Here is an 18,523-nt window from a genome sequence, read left to right as displayed (position 1 = left end):
GAATTTCTTTTTTACAGGATCGCTTTCGGTCGAATCGAAGCAATCTCATTCTTCGGCGAAAATGAAAGAAGCAAAACAACCCTTATTTAGAATCAGTGGAAGAAGATCCTTATACTTTTACTGCATTCTAACTGGTATTGTATCCGGATTAGGGGCCTATCTTTTTTCGAGAATTCTCGCTGTATCAGAATACTTGTTTTTAGATCGTGCGGCCGGGTTGAACCTTCCGCACGCCTCCGGAGAATTTCTAATCGAGCCGAGGGACACTGCGAACTGGGGAATTCCTTTTTCGGACGAATATCGTCCCTGGTTGGTCTTTTTGTTGCCCATTCTTGGCGGACTCCTAACCGGTTGGATTGTGAATCGTTTTTCACCGGAGTCAGGCGGAACCGGATCCGATGCGATGATTGATTCCTTTCACAATCAGGAAGGAAAGATGAATCCGGTCGTGTCGCTTATCAAATCGGTTGCCACTGTCTTTACGCTTGCGAGCGGTGGAAGCGGAGGGAAGGAAGGTCCGATCTCTCAAATCGGAGCTGGTTTTGGATCCTTGTTGGCGACTCTTCTCAAGGCCGGGGCAAGAGCGAGACGTACTTTGTTGCTTGCGGGGACTGCGGGAGGTTTAGGCGCAATCTTTCACGCGCCGTTAGGCGGAGCGCTGACATCCGTGGAGATGATCTATAGAGAGGACATTGAAAGCGATTCTTTGATTCCTTGTATTATCTCTTCGGTTTCAGCCTATCTCGTTTATTCGAGTCTCAACGGTTTTAGAACGGTCTATCGGGTCGCAGACAACGAATTCTTTCGTTACACCGACTTAATTTTTTACTTGGGCTTGGGTGTTCTTTGCTTTTTATGCGGAGATATTTTTATAAGAATTTTTAGAAAGGTCCAAACGTTTTCCGGCGTCCTTACAATTTCTCCGATTCTAAAACCCGCGTTAGGCGGCCTCTTTGTGGGAACCGTCGGATTATTTTTGCCGGAAACGATCGGAACCGGAGCCGGAATTCTGCAAGTAGCCTTAGATGGAAAGGATCCGATCGGAACACAAGGATTGTTTTCTTCGGTTTATCAAGGAACCGGCCTTTGGTTAGTAGTATTATTTTTTATATTAGCGGCGATAAAAATTCTTACCACTTCGTTTACGATCGGAACAGGCGGTTCAGCCGGAATGTTCGGCCCTTCTCTTTTTATCGGAGGAATGTTGGGTGGAGGAGTGGGGACACTTGCAAAAGTTCTAATATATCCCGATCTTTCGGTGACTTCTTTTATTTTGGTCGGTATGGGGGCCTTTTACGCCGGCGTTGCAAGCGCGCCCATCGCCGGAATGATTATGATTTGCGAGATGATCGGAAGTTATACGCTTCTTCCTCCACTGATGGTCGTGTCGATTTTGACATTTGTTCTAAGTCACAAGCTAAGTTTATATAAGGCGCAGAAAGAAACTCGATTTCAATCCCCCGCACATTTTTGGGATATGAACCGCGACTTCTTGGAAGAAATTCAGGTTAAGACATGGAAGAATCGACTGAGGACGATTGCTGTGACGAGAGATCATTTACTTCTTTCGGAATTGGAGGAAGAAGCGCTTAAAATTCAGGCTAGTGATTACATTGTTTTAGATAAAGAAAATCGATATTTAGGAATTCTTTCACTTCGAAAAGTAAGGCATACTTTGGAATCCAGGAATGTCGCAGGAAATCTTATCACCGTCGGAGACGTAACGGATACAGCAGCCCCATTTGGAAATCCCGAAGATTCTCTGGCACGGTTATTGAGGCTTTTGATAGATCAGGATTTGGATAAAATTGCGATTATAGATCAGGAGCAATTCATCGGATATTTGCGTTTTGCCGATCTTATGAAGATATATTTCGAAAATACATTTCCTAAAAGTGGGAAAACTTCGAATTCTTCTCCCGGAAAGGGAGCTTAAATAGACCGTTGTAGCGTTCGCTCCAATTTTTTAGATATTTTTCTCGACTTTTTCACCCTTCCTTTATACAATAATCCGAACTTTTTAAAAATAACTGATATTTAATAATAATATCAGCGGATCGTAGAAGTAAGATTGTATCTTTCCTTCATCGATTGTTTGGAAAGAGGGTAGGCGAAATTGAAAATTTTTAAGTTAAAAAGAACGATAGGGATAGTTTTGTTGATGGCTCTCGGATTTCGAGAGAATCTGCACGCGGGAAGTTATGGCGATATCTATGGCGCACATCCGGCGGCGGCCGGGATGGGGAGTGCGGTTACCTCGATTGTGAACAATTCATCTGCGGTGTTTTACAATCCTGCCGGTTTAGGAAGACTTTCCGAGGGTGATTTAATTCTTGCCGCAATGGAAAAAGAAGCTAGAACTAATCATCCGGAAAATCCCAATCCGGAGAATAAAGACACCACTCCTATGATTCCGCCTAACGCGGATCCGAACGACCCGGCCAATCAACAACCGACACCTTCCGTAATCGGCCCTTGGTATAAAAGATTTTGGGCCGATACGAAAGAAGGTTTTACAAAGGACGTTTTTAAATACAAGCCGGCGAATCGTCCGGAAAGAAGCGTTCATGAAGTTTCCTTTCAATATATGTACGCCAATCCAACTTCGCATACGACTGCGCCGCGGAATCAAAATCTAAACAAGATCCGAGATAGTTTCGTAGGTTTGGGTTTAACTCTAAACCTAAACGATATGTTCGATATGAGCAGAGGTTTTCGTTTTGGAATAAACGCAATTCTTCCCGGAACAGGAAATCTTCTAACACTCAACGATCAGAATCCTACGGTTCCACGTTATCTGCAACAGGGAATTAGCAATGAAAGGCCTACCATCATGGGCGGACTTGGGCTTGAAATTTGGAAGGATCGTCTATTTGCAGGAATCGGTTTTACGGCGCTTGCAGGCGGAACCGGTAGCATTTTGATGAAGGACGTTCCAATTTCCCCCGATCCGGTTACGGCGAATTCGCAAGTAATTCTTACGGTAAAACCGCTGATCAATCCTACTTACGGTCTGCAATTTTCGTACGGCAAATTCAGTTTAGGAGCTTCCTACAAGAGGGAAACCGTCATGCAGGTGGATCCTGTTCCTGCGAGAGCACAGACTACTCTTCTTGGAATTCAGTTGGACTTTGATCTTGCGATTTTGGACGGATTCAACCCCAGAGTGTTTTCCTATGGTCTTGCGTTTCGACCTAACGACCGTTTGGTGTTGAGTTTTGATGTGAATCGTGAAATTTGGAGCCAATTCAAATTATCCAGAATCAAGGAAAAGTATTCCGAACCTTTGTATCTTCACGATACAACTAACTTTCGAATCGGCGCGGAATATGCCCTTTTTAAATTTCTAAAAGCGAGATTGGGATTCGCGACTAAACCGACACCACTTCCCTCAATGCCCGGAACCAATAACTGGATGGATTCGGATCGTAATATTTATAGTTTAGGATTTTCTTATGTATTCAGCCCTACTACGTTTAAATTTATGAATCGACTAAAAAAACCTCTTATCTTTGACATTGTGATTGAAAATCACCAATTAAAAGCGAACGAAGTAAACAAATACACTCCAACGGAGCGAAATCCAAATTATTCCTACGGAGGATATATTTGGACGCTCGGTGTTTCGATGACGATCTTCTTCTAAATGATCCTCAAGGGCTATTGCTTATTTAGAATTGGATTCTATTTGTAACGCACGTTATTTTAACTTCTGATTATATCCCAGCATCGGTCTTCTTTTTTGTTGACAGAGCGTTCGTTACAAAGTCAATTTTGAGTGAAGGATTTGTCCCAAGATCAGCTCACAGCGATTAGGATGAATCCTTTTATAAGAAGAGAATAGGAAGCGAACCGACAATGGAAAAAAATCTTATCGAATTGATCACACCCGTTTTTTTTGTTTTGCTCGCAGTGGAGCTGATTACCGGCTACGCGATCAAAAAGCCGGTCTATCGATTTAAGGATTCCGTAAGCAATCTAACCGCGGGAATCTATATGCAGGTTTTTACGGTTTTTATAACCGTAGCCTTGCTTTCTTTTTACGCATGGGTATATAAGAATTTTGGAATTTTTAGAATTTCAGAAACGTCAGTCTTCGGCTGGGTCGTATGCTACGTGTTAGCCGATTTTTGTTATTACTGGTATCACCGGCTCGGACACGAAATCAATATTTTCTGGGCTTCGCACGTAGCTCATCATCAAAGCGAAGATTATAATTATACGGTCGCCTTGAGACAAGGAATGTTTCAAAATCTTTTTTCTCTGCCGTTCTATCTTCCTCTGGCAGTCATAGGTTTTTCACCGATGATGTTTGTAATCTGCATCCAAGTGAACTTCGCTTATCAATTTTGGATTCATACTCGATTGATCGGAAAGCTGGGAATTTTCGAATACGTTTTTAATACTCCTTCTCAACACCGGGTTCACCACGCCAGAAACCCGAAATATATCGATAAAAACTACGCGGGAACCCTTTGTATTTGGGATAGAATGTTCGGTACTTTTATTGAAGAAGAAGACGAACCTATTTATGGAATCGTAAAACCTCTTCAAACATGGAGTCCGATTCACGCTCAGATTCACCATTTTGAAGACCTGGCGAAGATTTCTTGGAAAACAAAAAGCTGGAGAGATAAAATTCTGATTTGGTTCAAACCTCCCGGTTGGATGCCGTCAGACATCGGTAAATTTATTTCCCCGCCGGAAATCGACAAAAAAACCTACAAAAAGTTTAATACTGAAATTCCTGCGACTCTGATGACTTATTCTGCGGTCCAGTTTGCATTTGGAATCGGCGCTTCCATGATTTACATAGAATTCAAAAAGGAACTTCCGCTTTTTGAAATGTTGGTTCTGGGATTTTATGTCCTCTGGACGTTTTGGAATATCAGCGCGATTTTTGAAACGAAGACCAGCGGTATGATCTCCGAGATCGTAAGAATGAGCTCAATAGTTGCAATTTCTTTCCTATTTCCGATGGATTTTACCGGCGTTGAAAAACTTGGAATGCTCCTGAGTCATGAATGGATCTCGGCTTTGCCGAGAATTCTTCAGATTGGATCGATCGTTTCTTTGACGGTATTGGGTAGTTTTTTAATCAGTCAGAAACGATTCTTCACCGTGGAAGGTCAAAAACCTCACCCACAAAGTACATTCTGAAACTCGAGCTCTAAAAACCAAAGGGAAAACGGTTGACCCAAGCCGATGATCGGAGTTTCTTTTCGTGGAGAAGAAACTCTGGTTTCCTGGAGAAAACCGTATGCAAAAATCCCTTCCGCAATTACGGACAAACAATAAATTATTTCCAAAATTGCTCCTTATTTTTCTTATCCTGACGACTTCGACGCAGGGACAGGAAGATAGTGACGACGAAAATTCCGAGCGGCCTTCCGAAGAACAACGGATTTCCGTTTCCTCTGAAAAGACGGATCCATCCCGGATTCAATCCGTAGTTTTGTATTCTAGTTTCGGTTACGTTACAAGAAATCTTCGAGCCAAGATTAAAGCAGGAAGTTCCGAGATTTATCTCGGTGAAATTCCGGATCAGGTTTCCGAAAGAACGATTTCGGTTCGTTTTCCGGATTCTTCACGAAAGGTAAAGATACGCGGAATTCGAGGGAAGATCAAAGTGGAAAGAAGAGCGAGGACGAAAGAAATCGGATCTCTTCTTAAGAGACAGGAAATGATCAATGATCAGATCGAATTGTTGAGCGCGGAAATTCAAGAATTAATTGACGAAGAAAAAACGATCGTACGAATTTCTCCGGTCTTAAGGGGGGATCATGCTTTACAAGAAGAAGTCGCAGATCCCGAATTCTTAGCCGCGTTTCAAAAACAATATCAAGAACATCTCAATCAGCTCTCTTCTCTTCGACAAAAGAAATTAGAATCCTTGGATCAAGTTCGGGAAGAAGGACTCGTTGTGGACGCCCGCCTCGATCACTTAGGAAGACTCGAGGCAAAACAGAGAAAAGAACTTTATCTTGAAACGGAGACGACGGAAGATACGGAAGCTTTGATCGAATATAAATATTTAATTCCCGGTGCGAGTTGGTTTCCAAGATATTCCCTTCAGTTAACCGACGAATCGAGAAGCGGCGATCTCAGCTGGTTTGCTCTTGTCAGGAACGACACCGGAGAAGATTGGGATAAGGTAAAATTATTTTTTACCGCTTCCAATCCGGATCTTGATATCGATCTTCCGGTCGTACGTGAGTGGAGAATTCAAACTCAATCAGCGACGGAAGAGGTCAAACAACAATATAACGAAACTAACGATGAAACGTTACGAAGTCAAGATTCCCCCTCCATGAGCGGAGGTATCGTAAAAGAGAAAAGGGAAGAATCGAAAAAAAGAAGCAAACGAATGCCTTCGAACTCCAAGGCCGACGGCTATGCTCAGGAGAAAAGTTCAGGAAAACCGGTTCCGGCTCCGATGGAACAATCTCGTCAGATTATCGAGCAAAATTATTCCAATCGTGCAAACTCGCTTAGGACCGAAGATAATCTCAATCAGTTAAAAACGGACTTAGCGAACCAGCAATACAACTTCAAGAACGGCCAGTACGACCAAGCGAATTATTATGGACAGGAAGCTCTAAAGAAATTCTCCAAGTTATCTGATTTTTCGAGAAAGGAATTGAATTCTATCGAAACGTATACTGAAGATTTACTTCGTAAAGGAAGTCTGATTCTTTCATCTCAAAAGATTCCCGGAGGATTGATTCCTCCTTCACCTCTGGAAGGATTTGACTATCAATATTCTTCCGGAATTCAAGAGACAATACCTTCCGATCGCTCCCTCAATAAAGTATTCTTAAAAAAGAAATCCCTTTCGTTGATTCCGGGTTATGCGACTTCTCCGATCGCCGGACCGGGAGCGTATCTTACCGTGGAAGCTTCGAATTCGGAAGGAGAACCGTTGTTAGCGGGGCCGATGGAAGTTTTTTCGGGGAATACTCTTCTTGGCAACACGGTCTTAAGCGTCAGTAAACCGGGAGAAGCGATTCGTATGGAACTCGGTCAGGACCGGGACATTCTTGTAAATCGAAGAGAAACTTCCTTTGAACAAAAAGAAGGTGTGATTTCCTCAAGAACGAAAATAAAATACAAGGTCAGCATCGAGGTCAAAAATCGCAAAAAAAGAACCAGTATGATCACGTTGATCGATCGAATTCCGTATACGGTCGACGATAGCGTCGACATCAAGTTCGAACCAGGAAAAGACGTTCCTGCAAAAAATGTCGAAGGAATTTTAACTTACAAGATCGAACTTCCAGCCGGCGGAAAGAAAATTATAGAATTTGAATATTCCGTAAGTCACCCCGCCGAAAACCGCCTGATAAGAACCCCTGGATCGGGAGGATATTAAAATGAAACCTTTACAGTTAAGAGCGTTGTCCTCGTTCAAACAGAATCGATTCGATTCTTTAATCTTGCGATTTGGAATTTTTCTCTTTTTAGGAAGTCTTCTACAGAGTTTTTCCCTGGAAGCGAAAGAAATCGAACTGAAAGTTCAAGACGTTACCTTGTACGAATCCTCGGCCGGAGTTTTACGGAGCGGAAAAATTCAATTGGAACCTGGAGTGAACGAACTTCTCATTCGAAATCTTCCCGTTCAAATTCAGGACGAATCGCTGGTCGCCTCAGTCGATGCTTCGGGAGCGTCGGTTGTCGGCTCGAGTACTTGGATTGAAACCGGTGCGATTATTCACAACGAAGAGGCTTTGGATCTGCAAAAACGGATTCGAGCCCTGGAAAAAGAAATCGAAGCCTACGAAGGAAAGGATTCCAACTTAAAAAATCTGAAAAAGATTCTTACCGATACAAGATTGAAAATCGCCGAATTGGTTTCTAAAAATCTTTTTTACAAAAAGAACGAAGCGGAGTCTAAAAAATGGTTTTTGTCGCTGAATAATAATCGTCATGCGATTCAAATCGCACTGAATTCAAATCAGGAAATCAATCGTTCGATCAAAGACCTTCGAAAAAAACTTTCCGATTTGAGAGATAAGCTGAGTATCATTCTTTCCCTTTCCGAAAAGGCGGCCCGTATCACCAAAGTTCTCGTGAGTTATAACGGGACCGAAAAAAAGGAAACAAAGTTAAATCTGACCTATCAATCCGGCGGAGTTTCGTGGAAGCCGTTTTATTCGGTTCGTATGGACGGAAGGGAAAAAGTCGAACTCGAATACTTGGCTGAAATCGTTCAAGAGAGCGGAGAAGATTGGAACAATATTAATCTTTTATTATCTACCTCCAGCCCCGATGTGAGCGGAAGAAGACCTCGACTTTCCAGTCAAAAATTATACGACCAAAAACGCCAAACCGAAAAGGACGCTCTAGTCACCTTTCAAAGTCAAAGTACCGCAGGAGAAGCGGGTGCCGCTCCCGAGGCGGAGGCACCGGAAGCAAATACCGATCCGACGACTGGAAAAAGTGAAGAATCCGGAAGCGGGTTTCTATTTAGATATTCAAAACCGGTGACACTTCTTTCCCGAAAGGAATCGAAAAAACTTTCTTTAGCTTCCTTTACTACGGATGCGGCCTTTAGCGCTCTTTATGTTCCGAGTTTGAAACGTTATCCGCTTATTCGGGGGAGTTTTAAAAACTTATCGGGTTTTCCGATTCTTCCCGGTGAAGCAGCCGTTTTTCGGCAAGCGGGTATGGTGGGAACTTCCAGTTTCGGTTATATCAGCCCCGGTGAAAAAGCAGAAATTTCTTTTGGATCGGAAAACGAGGTTCGAGCCATTTATAGAAAGGAGTCCAATCAGACCAAAGAGGGACTTTTATCCGGAACCAAGGTGATCGAAAAATCAATACGAGTGGAACTTGAAAACTTCGGAAAGGAATCCAGATCCATTTCGTTTCAAGAGTCGATTCCTGTTTCGGGAGTGGAGAGTGTTCAGGTCACGATCGATTCTTCCACAACTCCGAACTACTCCGAGTTAAGGAAAGATTCAGGAATTTTAGAATGGAAAATGGAAGTAAAGCCGAATCAGAAACAAGAGATTAAACTGAAATACAAAGTAAGTTTTCCTTCGGAGTTTGATCTTAGCCTGTGACGTCTAACGGAGTTCCTCTTCTTTTGAAACTGCTAGAGGAGTGGGAACTTCGGTCATATCCCAAAGTTCCAAAACGCCATACAAGGGATTTTGTTTTGGAATTTCGATCATAAATTTTCCCTGACTTGCGCTGAGATCAAAACATTCGCTCTTACTTAAAATTAAACTTTCCGGGGAGGAGATTCTTTTCGAACCTAAACTTGAATTCGAGTGAATCGGCGCCTGTTTCAAATTAAAAACTACGCAGTTTTTTGAACTTTTTAACGTATTGAATCCGAAATCGATCGTATAAACGGTCTTAGAATCCGATTCTTGATTTCGATGAATTTTCTCAAACCAAACCGTCGCGTCCTGCTGAGGTTGTGGTTTGGAGGTTGGAACAGAGACTGCGCCGGAAGGACGATTTTTGAGAGAATCCAAAGCGATGTGAAACGAAGAATCGTCTTCGATTCCGAAGTAAATACCGTTTCCCTCTTCGGTCAGAATTTTCATCTGTTGTTCTTCGTTGGGCTTTAGACCCAAACCGAGAACGTGAAATTTAAACGGAATTCCCTTTTGTTTTAATACCTGAATCTCTTTCTGCGGATCTCCATAACAACTCTCCACGCCGTCGGTGACTAAAATGATTTCGGTTTCCTTTTTTCTCTGAGCGATTAGGTTTCCTGCAATCCGAATCGATTCTGCCAAAGGAGTGGCGCCGGCCGGTGTCAGTCCGAACAACCGATTCTTAAACGTATCGGGATTGCCGGCTTCCAAGGGATGATAAAGTCTCGAGGAAGAACAACCTGGAACTCGGTTTCCATACGCTAAAAAACCTATATCCGTCTCGAGTGGAAGCGCCGAGACATAGTGACTCACGTGCTTTTTTGCAAGATGAATCTTTTGATAGATTCCGAGATATTCGTTCATCGAACCGGATGCGTCTATGATGAATAATTTTGAACGTTCCGGAATTTCCGATGCACGCTGATCTTTGTGCAAAAGGAGTAAAAGACAAAGGATCCACACCGCCTTAAGATTGGAACGCATACTAAACAATCTATCGGCCATTTCTAAAAAATCTATCGAGTGGAGAATCCGGAATTGTCAAAAAAAGGAAATTTTCTTTTGTGAAAAACGAATTCTAAAACCGAAATCGAATTTGTTCAGGCAATTCGTTTAACGATTCCAATAGACAACTTTGGAAAAAAATTCTGTCCCATTCTTATCTATGGAGATTTTACTGACGGAGCCGTAATCCAAATCGAACCGAAACCCGCTTTCCAATGGAATAGAGGCGAGTTGACAGAGAAAAGATCGAATCGCGCCTGCGTGTGTTACGATTCCGATTTTTGAGTTCGAAGGGATAGTTTTAAGAATCCCATCTAAAAAATCGGAAATCCGTTTTGAAAGATCGAGATAACTTTCTCCGTTAGGAGTTCTTTGGTTTACGAAATCCTTCATCCAATAATCGGACTCGGTCCTCGGAATTTCGTTCCAGAGTTTTCCTTCCCAGGATCCGAAGTTCAATTCCATAAGTAGATCCGAATATTCTACGGTTTGATTCGATTCTTTGGATAAGAATTCGGCTAATTCTTTACAACGTCGGCTCGGACTCGAATAGATTCGATTGATCGGGGCTTTTAATTTGGAGAAAATTTTCACAAACTCCTTTTGAAAATCGGAAACGAGAGGAAGATCGGTTCTTCCGTAACACATTCCCGCAGGAACTTTCGGAGTCGAATGTCGTATTAAAAAAAGTTCCAAGAGCTTAAAATTCCAAGATACAAAAGCAACTCGGTAACTTGCTGAGTAAATCCGAGACAATCTCCGGTAAATCCTTCGATCCACTTTTTAAAATAATACCTTAGATAGATAATCGTAAGAAACGCAAATCCAAAATCGAGAAGAATTCGGAGAATTTGATCCGGATATTTTTGCGCGAAAAGGAACGCGGGAAAACATCCAAAGAATGAAGAAACTAAAAAGTCCGAAAAAAATAATTTTTTAACGATCGGCTTCGATTTGGAAAGATCGTTGTCTCTCGCGTAAGGAATCAGCATCATCAAAACCAAAGCGAACCATCTGCTTGCTGCGTGTGCGAACCAGGATGTAATCAGAAAAATCCAAGGTGAAAGTTTGAATAAATGGATTAGGAGAAGAAACTTTAGTCCCAACGATAGAATCAAACCGATCGAACCGAAGGTTCCGATACGACTGTCTTTCATAATTTCTAAAATTTTTTCTTTGCTCCATCCTCCGCCAAACGCGTCACAGACGTCTGCGAGGCCGTCTTCGTGAAACCCCCCCGTTATCAGAACGCTTACGATCATTCCCAAAAGAATCGCAATTTCAACCGGGAGAATCTGTGCCAGACCGTAACTGGCAAAGGACGCTCCTGCGGAAACGATCCAACCCATAAAAGGAAAGTATCTGGACGAGCGCGATATGGAGTTTTCCGAATAAACGTAAAAAGGCGGAACGGGAAGTCTCGTGTTAAACATCCACGAGGCACAAAAGCGATTCCATTCCTCCCTTAAAAAAGAAAAGATCAATTCTTTTGGTCCACCTTAGCCGATTCAAAGGAAGCCATCTCTTTCAAAAAAGCGATCGAGGAAAGTAGAATCGGATATGCGATTGCACAACCGGTTCCTTCTCCCAGTCTAAGTTCCAAATCTAACAGTGGCGTTGCATTCCATTCTTCTAATATATAAACGTGACCGGGCTCGACCGATTTGTGACAGAATATCGCATTTTTGATTATGGAAGGCTCCATTCTTTGTGCGATTAGGAAAGCGGAACTCGCAATAAATCCGTCTATCAGAATGATCCTTCCTTTTTTAGCGGAGTCGATCATCGCACCTACGATCATCGCGATTTCAAATCCTCCAAAAAAACGAAGAATATCGAACGGGGTTTTTAGATCCGACTTATATTTGCGGATACATTCTTCCAAAATTACGATTTTTTTTTGAAACCCTTGATCGTTTAATCCGGTTCCTCGCCCGGTCACTTCTTTGAGATCCTTATCCAAGACGGCAGCCGTAATCAAACTCGCCGAAGATGTGTTTCCAATTCCCATTTCCCCGAATCCTATTACATTACAATTTTTTGATACAGATTCGGTCGACACCCAAGCGCCTCTTTCGATCGCCTGTTTACATTCGTCCTCGGTCATCGCCGGTTCCATAAGGATATTTTTGGTTCCAAAGCCGACCTTGGCGCTGATAAAATCCGAGTTTTTGGAAACGGAATCGTGAGGAAAAGAAAAATCAACCCCCGCGTCGATCACTTTCAAACGAATCGAATTTTGTCTGCAGAAAACGTTGATCGCCGCGCCTCCATTCAGAAAATTGAATACCATTTGATAGGTAACTTCCTTAGGATAGGCGCTCACGCCGGAATTTGCAAGGCCGTGGTCTCCTGCGAAAACTAAAAGATGCGGTTCCTTCAGTTCGGGAGAATCGGTATTTTGAATCAAGCCTATCTGGAGAGCAAGCGATTCCAAAGTTCCTAAAGAACCGGGAGGTTTTGTTTTTAGATCGATTTTACTTTGTATTTTGGAGTGTAACTCGTTTAGATTCAAACGGAGGTTCCTTTTTTATTCGGTTTTTAAGAATCGAAATTCTTCCCTTAACCTTCGATTCAACCCGGTCTAAAATACCGAATAACACGGAAGTGTAAAGCAAGTCACCTAACAACGTGCCAGCGAAATATGGAATTGCAACCAAATAACAAGTCAACAATCCGTCCCAAGTTTTTGTATACAAAGAAGAAAACGCCCAAACGGAGAAGTTGGAAATCGTAAAAAATTGAACGCTCGCAAGAAGCGCCACCCCGGAAACGAACATTAGATTTTTTTGATTCTTCAGAAAACACTTTCCGAGAAAAACGTTTATCATCAATGAAAAGTAAACTAGAAAAAAGCCTTCGTAAAACATTTCGTAATTGTGAACTCGAGAAAGAATATAATCCGTGGTTAGGAGAATGAACATCGGAAATAAAAATGATTTCCAACCTCTTACACGAGCGCCGGAATAAACCGTCATCGCGCCGATCGATGTGAAGTTGGAAGGATGCGGAAGAAAGCGAGAAATTCCGGCTAAAATCACCGCTAAAGTCGAAACACCTTCGTTTTGGTTCAAAGCGGTTTTCCATTTTTGAAGAGCAAGATTGATCTTTTCCATTAGATTCTCCTAATTTAAGGACTGAGTTGTTTTGCGATTACGCCGTCTATGTCCGGATTTTCATTGGCGCCCGGGACCGGAAGTGTTGTCAAAGTCGCTTTTGCGGAAGTCAGTTTGACGTATAGAAATCCGTTGGTTTGTAGATTTACCGTCAAAGCGCCGTTACATCCGCTTCCAGAAGCGCCAAAGTTTGCGTCGAGAAGGTCGAATCCGTCGCCTCCGCCGGAAGCGAAAAGTGTTGTGGAATCCATCGGATTCTTTTCTTGATTGTAATCCACATAACGAAGTCCGGCAAATCGAAGCCAATTCGCTGGGTCTGTCGAGAAAGTGACGCCACCGTTGTAAGTCGGATTCCAACCGCACCAATTCGTGAGGTCGTTTCCTACTTCTACTATCACGGGTTCTAGAAAAACGTTCGTCGGACTGCTGTTCTGCTGAAACGGATTTTCAAAAACGATAAAGTCGTTGCCAGTCGTATTTTGGACTTTTTTTCCATTCCATCCAAGGACGAGTGACGCACCCGCACCATTCGTATCCAAAGTAAATACGTCGAGAGATCCGTTAAAATTTCCAAGTCCTAAAATACCGTCGGACGCGCAGGATGAATCCTGAAAACCGGTTCCGGTATCCGCAGGTGCGCTTACAATTTGTTTGGCGTTAAAGATTCCAACCTGATCGATCGCCGAGCGACTTCGGCAAGGATTTTTGTATGAGTTGTTGACGTTCGTTTGAGCGAGGAAAAGAAGCGCTGCAATAGAATCCGATTCTTCACTTTCGGATTCTTTGCATCCGAAAAATAAAAAGAGAAGAGCGGAAATAATCAGAATACTTTTCCCGTTTAGTTTTATGTTTTTCATAAGTTTATCCGAGTTAGGCGAATTTATATACAATTCGCCTAACTCATTCTTCAGTTTACTTCGCTTCGAAACGATTCCAAACAAATCCGGTTCCGGGAGTGAACGTATTGTTCGTATAACAACCGGAATTCATATTTGTTTTATCGTTTACTTGTGTGCTTGCTTTGATAGCGTCTAAAGTATTTTTATTGCCGGTCAAATCGCCGCAGAGATAAAATTTATTATCCGTGAAGTAGTTCCAATAATAAGCTGAAAATTTCCCGACAGCACCGAAAGGATGTTCGGTAAATTGGACATACATCACTTGTTTGGTATTATCAAATTCTAAAATAACTCCCGCATAAGTGGAAGTCCCGCTTACTTGTCTGAAGGAATAATTCGTCAAAGTATATTCTCCGGTCTTAACGGTTCCGGCGCTGCTAAAGGCGTCTCCTGCATAAGCCGGAGTTCCATTGTATGCGTTCCAAGTCCCTGCGATTTGCAAATTCGTAGCATTCACAATCGTTAAGAGGGCGGTGATTTGATCGTCTTTACTCTCTTCTTGCTTCGTTTCAAAACAGTTCACAGTTCCAAAAAGAAGAACGGCCGTTACTAAAAGGTTCCAAATTACGTTTCGTTTCATGGTTGTTTCCTACAAAAGTTGTCTTTTGTCGGGGTAGATAAGATTCTAAGTTTAGAATCGTATGAATTCGAATTAGAATCCGATCTAAACGAATGGATTGAAAAAGTTAGATTTTCCACTCGGGTCCCCCGACGTTCTCGTCTTTCGGGACCCCATCGCGGAAGCATGAAAATGCGTAGGCGAGTTTCGAACTGTCCCTACCTCGAGGACGGTGTTCGCGGGGAAGATCTGGCTTATCGAATTCCTTTCGAAACTCGAAATCACAGTTGCGGGTCAGCGTGGGAATTTCACCCAACTTCCTCCCTGAAAGCTTAGGGACAGGGAAATTTTTCCGTCCTTTCCGTGCAAGGTTTTTACGAAGAAGAAATACGACAGATTTCCGAACCTTTTGTCAAAATCTTTCCTTGGGGAAGGAGGGCAATTGCCGAAAATAGAGAATGGGATCGAATTCCCGAAATCAATTCGGACTTAAAAATGGAAATTAGTAGATCAGAGTTTATCAAACTTGGAATTTTGACCGCCGCCGGCATTTCAGGCCTTCCTGGGATGAATTTAAGGGCGCAGGGATCTACCGGGCCACAAAAGACGGTGATTGTGCTGGGAGGCGGAATTTCCGGGTTATATGCGGCCTATCTTTTGGGAAAAACCGGAATCAAGGTGAAATTGATCGAGGCTTCGGATCGTTTGGGGGGAAGAATCCGGACGGTCGCTGATCCGAGCGGAAATTTTTTGGACCTCGGAGCGGAATGGATTCAAGCCGAGCATAAAACCGCAAGAAGTTTGGCGCGAGAATTGGGATTGAAGACTACAGACTTTGAGGTTCAATCTGATCTTTTTTTCGGTTCTTATCAGAAAGCGGGAGCCTGGGAAATTTCTTCCAAATCGCAGGAAATTCTAAATAAACTCGTTCAAATGAATTCGAAGATCAACTCTGCACAACAACAAGAGTTGGATCGAATCAGCTTTTATAATTTTTCAATCTATCAGGGAATGACTCCCGACGATCTTGCGATTTTGAATTTTAAATATTCGTTATATTACGGAGATTCACTTCGTTCCCTTTCTGCACAGAAAGTTTTGTCCGACTTGATCAACTTTCCAAAATACAACACGAGAATCGAAGGTGGAATGGAATCGCTAGCAAAGGCTCTCGTTTTTTCTTTGGAAAATACGGAGACAATTTTTGCGGACCCAGTCGTATCGGTTTTTCAAGGAGAAGGAAAAGTTTCTGTGACTACATCGTCCGGAAAGAAGGTCGAGGGAAGCGCTTGTATCTCGACGATTCCGGCGAACCAGCTTACGTCGATTCAATGGGATCCGGAATTGGATAAGGAAAAGAAACTTTCGGCCCTGAGAATTCGTTATTCCCGAATCTATAAAACTTTTCTAATGCTTAGAGAGGCGCCTTGGACAAGAGAAAACTTTTCAGCATATTCGGATTCGGCGGCCGGTTTTCTTTACGACGCGGGCACAAAATCGAATTCGGAGGATAAGGTTTTAGGAATGATCTCGACGGGTGATCGTTACGAAGTGATGGCGACGTCGACGGATGCGTTGAAAGTGGAATACATCCGACTGGCTTTGGAGCGTTTGAGTCAGAAAAAAGATCTACAGGTACTTCGGATTCAAAGCAGCGAGTCTTCTTATTCCAAATACGTTCCTTCGGGCATCGCAACTTTTCCTCCGGGAAGTTACGGATCGATCATATCCCTGCTCAAACCGATGGATCGAATCTTTTTTGCGGGGGAACATACCGCAGAATTGAACGGGACGGTGGAAGGGGCTCTTGCTTCCGCGATCAGAGCCGTCAACCAGGTCTGAAAAGAACTTGAGAAAGGAATTTTAAAAGAAGAATTCCTTTTCAGACTTTTAAGTCGATCTCAAGAGGATTTTAAGAAATTTAGAATATTCTATTTTTCGAATTCATTTTGCTTCGTTAAAAACGGATTTTCGATCAAACGGCGGCTCTTTCCGATCTCTGGGAATTTTCCTTTCGATAGAGTTCCGGGAGAAAACGTTCGAATTGACCAACTTCTTCGATATTGTGCCGAATCCAGGCCAATCCTCTTTCTTTACTAAAGACGAACTTTAAAAAGAGGGGGCGAATGAGCTTCCAGGTCCAGCCTTCCCAGCCAATAATCAAACAGTTTTCGTAGATCGTATCGTTTCCCGAAGCCGCAAAGGTATATTCCATTCTTGCAACTGGATACTTTCCCTCCAACTTTGGGTTGTGGATGTACCCTGTTTCGTCTAACTTTTCAATGTCGGTTACGATATTGACGATAAATTTTTTATTTCTCCCAAGGTATTCCACCAAACGAATGGAAGCGCCTGGCCCGATCGAACCGTCGGGAAGTCGTTTTTCATAACTCGCATGAACGTGGTCTTCCGGATGCCAGACTCTGTATTTTTCATATTCGCCTCCTTCGTATTTTATCTTTCCTTCCAGATGGGAAAACCACCAAACAAGCATTTTCGGCGAAACACCTTTTACGGGAGAATGACGAATCCAAAACTGAACCCTTCCATCCGGAAGAATTTTGGAACCTGACGCGGCCGTTTCGATCCCCTTCTTGAGCCAAGGCACCGGAAGAATTTCGGGAATTGTCAAATCTACTTTTTTCATAAAATACCTCAAATATAGTAAACGCTATATTTTCAAAAAATAAGTATAGTGTTTACTATACAAGATAATTTTACGGTAAAATCGGAAAAAAAGAAAAATCTGAACGGGAATTCTACTTTCATTCTAAGCTCGATTTTCAGAATCGAGTGTAGGGAACCGCTTGAAACTGAATCGAAAAAAATTACTAAGCGAATACGGAAAATACGTCAATCCGACAAGCGTGAAGGAAAAGGACATTCTTCAGGCGGGGGAAAAACTTTTTGGAGAAAGGGGATTCGAGGGGACCACGACCTCGGAGATCGCGAAAGCGGCGCGGGTGACGGAAAGAACCCTGTTCAAGTATTTCCCAACCAAAAAAGATCTCTATTTAAGAATATTGTCGTCCATCGTCTATGAAACCGCTTTTGCGGAACAGATGCCCGAACTTCGAAAATTCTTAGAAGAAAGAAATGTCTCCTTTGAACAGTGGTATCTTTCGATTATGAGAAATCGTATCCGAGCCGCAAAGGAAAATCATCATAAAGTGAGAATCCTAGCATCCGCGATTCTTCATGACTCAAGTTTCGCGGAATACTTTGGGTCCATCTGGAAGGAAAATCTCTTTGCTCCCGCCTACAAGGCGATTCGTTATTTTCAAGAGAAAGGCGAGATTCGAAAAGAGATCGATCCTGATACGCTCGTCAAAACTTCTTACAGCATTCATATATCTTATTTGATTTATAGATTCGTCCTCAGTAAGAACGAGCAATTTGACGACGAGGCCGAACTTAGAAAAATTCTCGAGATTATAGGTCGTGGAATATTAAATTGATCGGAAAATATTTCAATCTATAGTATTTTAGAAAATTCTAATAAGTGAATTTAGTGAAAGTGTGATTTTGGTCCTGAAGTTCTGTTTCTTTTGTCGTGTTTAATTATTTGTCGTAAGGAAAGATTGCGGGATTCTATCACAAAGGAACTTTATATCTTTTTGAAATTAGAATTTCAGAGCAAGGCAGTTTTTCACAACAATTCCCGCTGCTTCAAAAGGATTGACGAAACGCAATTTAGTCAAGTAGACCTCGTTTATCCGGATTTTCGTTGTAATGAATCACGAATGAATTTAGCTTGCTGTTCATTCTTAACGCATCAACATCGGGTAAGATGTGTTTTGAGATTTTTCAGAATGGAAGAGAAAAAGTTCGAAA

At 42.4% G+C, this 18,523-nt stretch carries 14 protein-coding genes and 1 pseudogene; 7 read left to right on the top strand and 8 right to left on the bottom strand.

All coding sequences use genetic code 11. The annotated features are described in order from the left end of the window. The first annotated feature begins 61 nt into the window (after positions 1 to 61). From JWG45_RS05745 to JWG45_RS05725, 5 genes are all read left to right on the top strand, one after another. Entirely contained in the window at positions 62 to 1,936 is a 1,875-nt protein-coding gene (locus JWG45_RS05745) for a chloride channel protein (RefSeq protein ID WP_205278807.1), read from the top strand. Between the two features lie 225 nt (positions 1,937 to 2,161). After that, complete coding sequence (locus tag JWG45_RS05740; RefSeq protein ID WP_205278964.1) at positions 2,162 to 3,646, top strand: OmpP1/FadL family transporter; 1,485 nt, start codon at positions 2,162 to 2,164, stop codon at positions 3,644 to 3,646. Between the two features lie 212 nt (positions 3,647 to 3,858). Further along, positions 3,859 to 5,160, top strand: a complete 1,302-nt coding sequence (locus JWG45_RS05735) for a sterol desaturase family protein (RefSeq protein WP_205278806.1) — start codon at positions 3,859 to 3,861, stop codon at positions 5,158 to 5,160. Between the two features lie 100 nt (positions 5,161 to 5,260). After that, the gene (locus JWG45_RS05730; protein ID WP_205278805.1) at positions 5,261 to 7,372 is read left to right on the top strand and encodes a DUF4139 domain-containing protein; all 2,112 of its coding nucleotides are present in this window, start codon (positions 5,261 to 5,263) and stop codon (positions 7,370 to 7,372) included. A gap of 1 nt (position 7,373) precedes the next feature. Next, positions 7,374 to 9,065 (top strand): mucoidy inhibitor MuiA family protein, encoded by a 1,692-nt coding sequence (locus JWG45_RS05725; protein ID WP_205278804.1) that lies wholly within the window; start codon positions 7,374 to 7,376, stop codon positions 9,063 to 9,065. A gap of 3 nt (positions 9,066 to 9,068) precedes the next feature. Here JWG45_RS05725 and JWG45_RS05720 read toward each other — a convergent pair. The 7 genes and pseudogenes from JWG45_RS05720 to JWG45_RS05690 all read right to left on the bottom strand — a co-directional run. Beyond that, a pseudogene (locus JWG45_RS05720) lies at positions 9,069 to 10,007 on the bottom strand (vWA domain-containing protein); the annotation flags it as partial. Between the two features lie 216 nt (positions 10,008 to 10,223). Continuing rightward, on the bottom strand, positions 10,224 to 10,811 hold the full coding sequence (cobC, locus tag JWG45_RS05715) for an alpha-ribazole phosphatase (RefSeq protein ID WP_205278803.1): 588 nt from the start codon (positions 10,809 to 10,811) through the stop codon (positions 10,224 to 10,226). Next, positions 10,796 to 11,548, bottom strand: coding sequence for an adenosylcobinamide-GDP ribazoletransferase (locus tag JWG45_RS05710; protein WP_205278802.1), 753 nt, complete (start codon positions 11,546 to 11,548; stop codon positions 10,796 to 10,798). Before JWG45_RS05710 ends, cobC begins: the two co-directional genes overlap by 16 nt. Positions 11,549 to 11,595: 47 nt before the next feature. Then, entirely contained in the window at positions 11,596 to 12,630 is a 1,035-nt protein-coding gene (cobT, locus tag JWG45_RS05705) for a nicotinate-nucleotide--dimethylbenzimidazole phosphoribosyltransferase (RefSeq protein WP_205278801.1), read from the bottom strand. After that, the gene (locus JWG45_RS05700) at positions 12,593 to 13,231 is read right to left on the bottom strand and encodes a DUF6580 family putative transport protein (protein WP_205278800.1); all 639 of its coding nucleotides are present in this window, start codon (positions 13,229 to 13,231) and stop codon (positions 12,593 to 12,595) included. The genes cobT and JWG45_RS05700 overlap by 38 nt, the downstream gene beginning before the upstream one ends. A 14-nt stretch (positions 13,232 to 13,245) precedes the next feature. Then, a complete protein-coding gene (locus tag JWG45_RS05695) occupies positions 13,246 to 14,088 on the bottom strand; it encodes an LIC_13355 family lipoprotein (RefSeq protein ID WP_205278799.1) in 843 nt (280 codons plus the stop codon). A gap of 55 nt (positions 14,089 to 14,143) precedes the next feature. Then, positions 14,144 to 14,710, bottom strand: coding sequence for an LIC13354 family exoprotein (locus tag JWG45_RS05690; protein ID WP_205278798.1), 567 nt, complete (start codon positions 14,708 to 14,710; stop codon positions 14,144 to 14,146). A gap of 474 nt (positions 14,711 to 15,184) precedes the next feature. Between JWG45_RS05690 and JWG45_RS05685 the strand changes: the two genes are divergently transcribed. Beyond that, entirely contained in the window at positions 15,185 to 16,531 is a 1,347-nt protein-coding gene (locus JWG45_RS05685; protein ID WP_205278797.1) for a flavin monoamine oxidase family protein, read from the top strand. Between the two features lie 133 nt (positions 16,532 to 16,664). Here the strand turns inward: JWG45_RS05685 and JWG45_RS05680 are convergent, their stop codons facing one another. After that, positions 16,665 to 17,336 carry a DAPG hydrolase family protein gene (locus JWG45_RS05680; RefSeq protein WP_205278796.1) on the bottom strand — a complete coding sequence of 224 codons (672 nt, stop codon included), beginning with the start codon at positions 17,334 to 17,336 and terminating at the stop codon, positions 16,665 to 16,667. Positions 17,337 to 17,496: 160 nt separating this feature from the next. Here JWG45_RS05680 and JWG45_RS05675 point away from each other — a divergent pair, with 160 nt between their 5' ends. Next, positions 17,497 to 18,147: a TetR/AcrR family transcriptional regulator gene (locus JWG45_RS05675; RefSeq protein WP_205278795.1), complete on the top strand. Its 651-nt coding sequence runs from the start codon at positions 17,497 to 17,499 to the stop codon at positions 18,145 to 18,147. Positions 18,148 to 18,523 lie beyond the last annotated feature (376 nt).

The sequence above is a fragment of the Leptospira ainlahdjerensis genome, from assembly GCF_016919175.1.
GTDB classification, from domain to species: Bacteria; Spirochaetota; Leptospiria; order Leptospirales; family Leptospiraceae; genus Leptospira; species Leptospira ainlahdjerensis.
Note: the sequence above shows the minus strand (reverse complement) of the source record. Positions and strands in the feature narration are given on the sequence as shown.

Excerpts from the sequence above, each read along its gene's own strand:
- JWG45_RS05725 (WP_205278804.1), top strand. The coding sequence starts at position 7,374 with ATGAAACCTTTACAGTTAAGAGCGTTGTCCTCGTTCAAACAGAATCGA.
- JWG45_RS05745 (WP_205278807.1), top strand. The coding sequence starts at position 62 with ATGAAAGAAGCAAAACAACCCTTATTTAGAATCAGTGGAAGAAGATCC.
- JWG45_RS05730 (WP_205278805.1), top strand. The coding sequence starts at position 5,261 with ATGCAAAAATCCCTTCCGCAATTACGGACAAACAATAAATTATTTCCA.
- JWG45_RS05710 (WP_205278802.1), bottom strand. The coding sequence starts at position 11,548 with ATGTTTAACACGAGACTTCCCGTTCCGCCTTTTTACGTTTATTCGGAA.
- JWG45_RS05700 (WP_205278800.1), bottom strand. The coding sequence starts at position 13,231 with ATGGAAAAGATCAATCTTGCTCTTCAAAAATGGAAAACCGCTTTGAAC.
- JWG45_RS05740 (WP_205278964.1), top strand. The coding sequence starts at position 2,162 with ATGGCTCTCGGATTTCGAGAGAATCTGCACGCGGGAAGTTATGGCGAT.
- JWG45_RS05695 (WP_205278799.1), bottom strand. The coding sequence starts at position 14,088 with ATGAAAAACATAAAACTAAACGGGAAAAGTATTCTGATTATTTCCGCT.
- JWG45_RS05690 (WP_205278798.1), bottom strand. The coding sequence starts at position 14,710 with ATGAAACGAAACGTAATTTGGAACCTTTTAGTAACGGCCGTTCTTCTT.
- JWG45_RS05685 (WP_205278797.1), top strand. The coding sequence starts at position 15,185 with ATGGAAATTAGTAGATCAGAGTTTATCAAACTTGGAATTTTGACCGCC.
- JWG45_RS05735 (WP_205278806.1), top strand. The coding sequence starts at position 3,859 with ATGGAAAAAAATCTTATCGAATTGATCACACCCGTTTTTTTTGTTTTG.
- JWG45_RS05680 (WP_205278796.1), bottom strand. The coding sequence starts at position 17,336 with ATGAAAAAAGTAGATTTGACAATTCCCGAAATTCTTCCGGTGCCTTGG.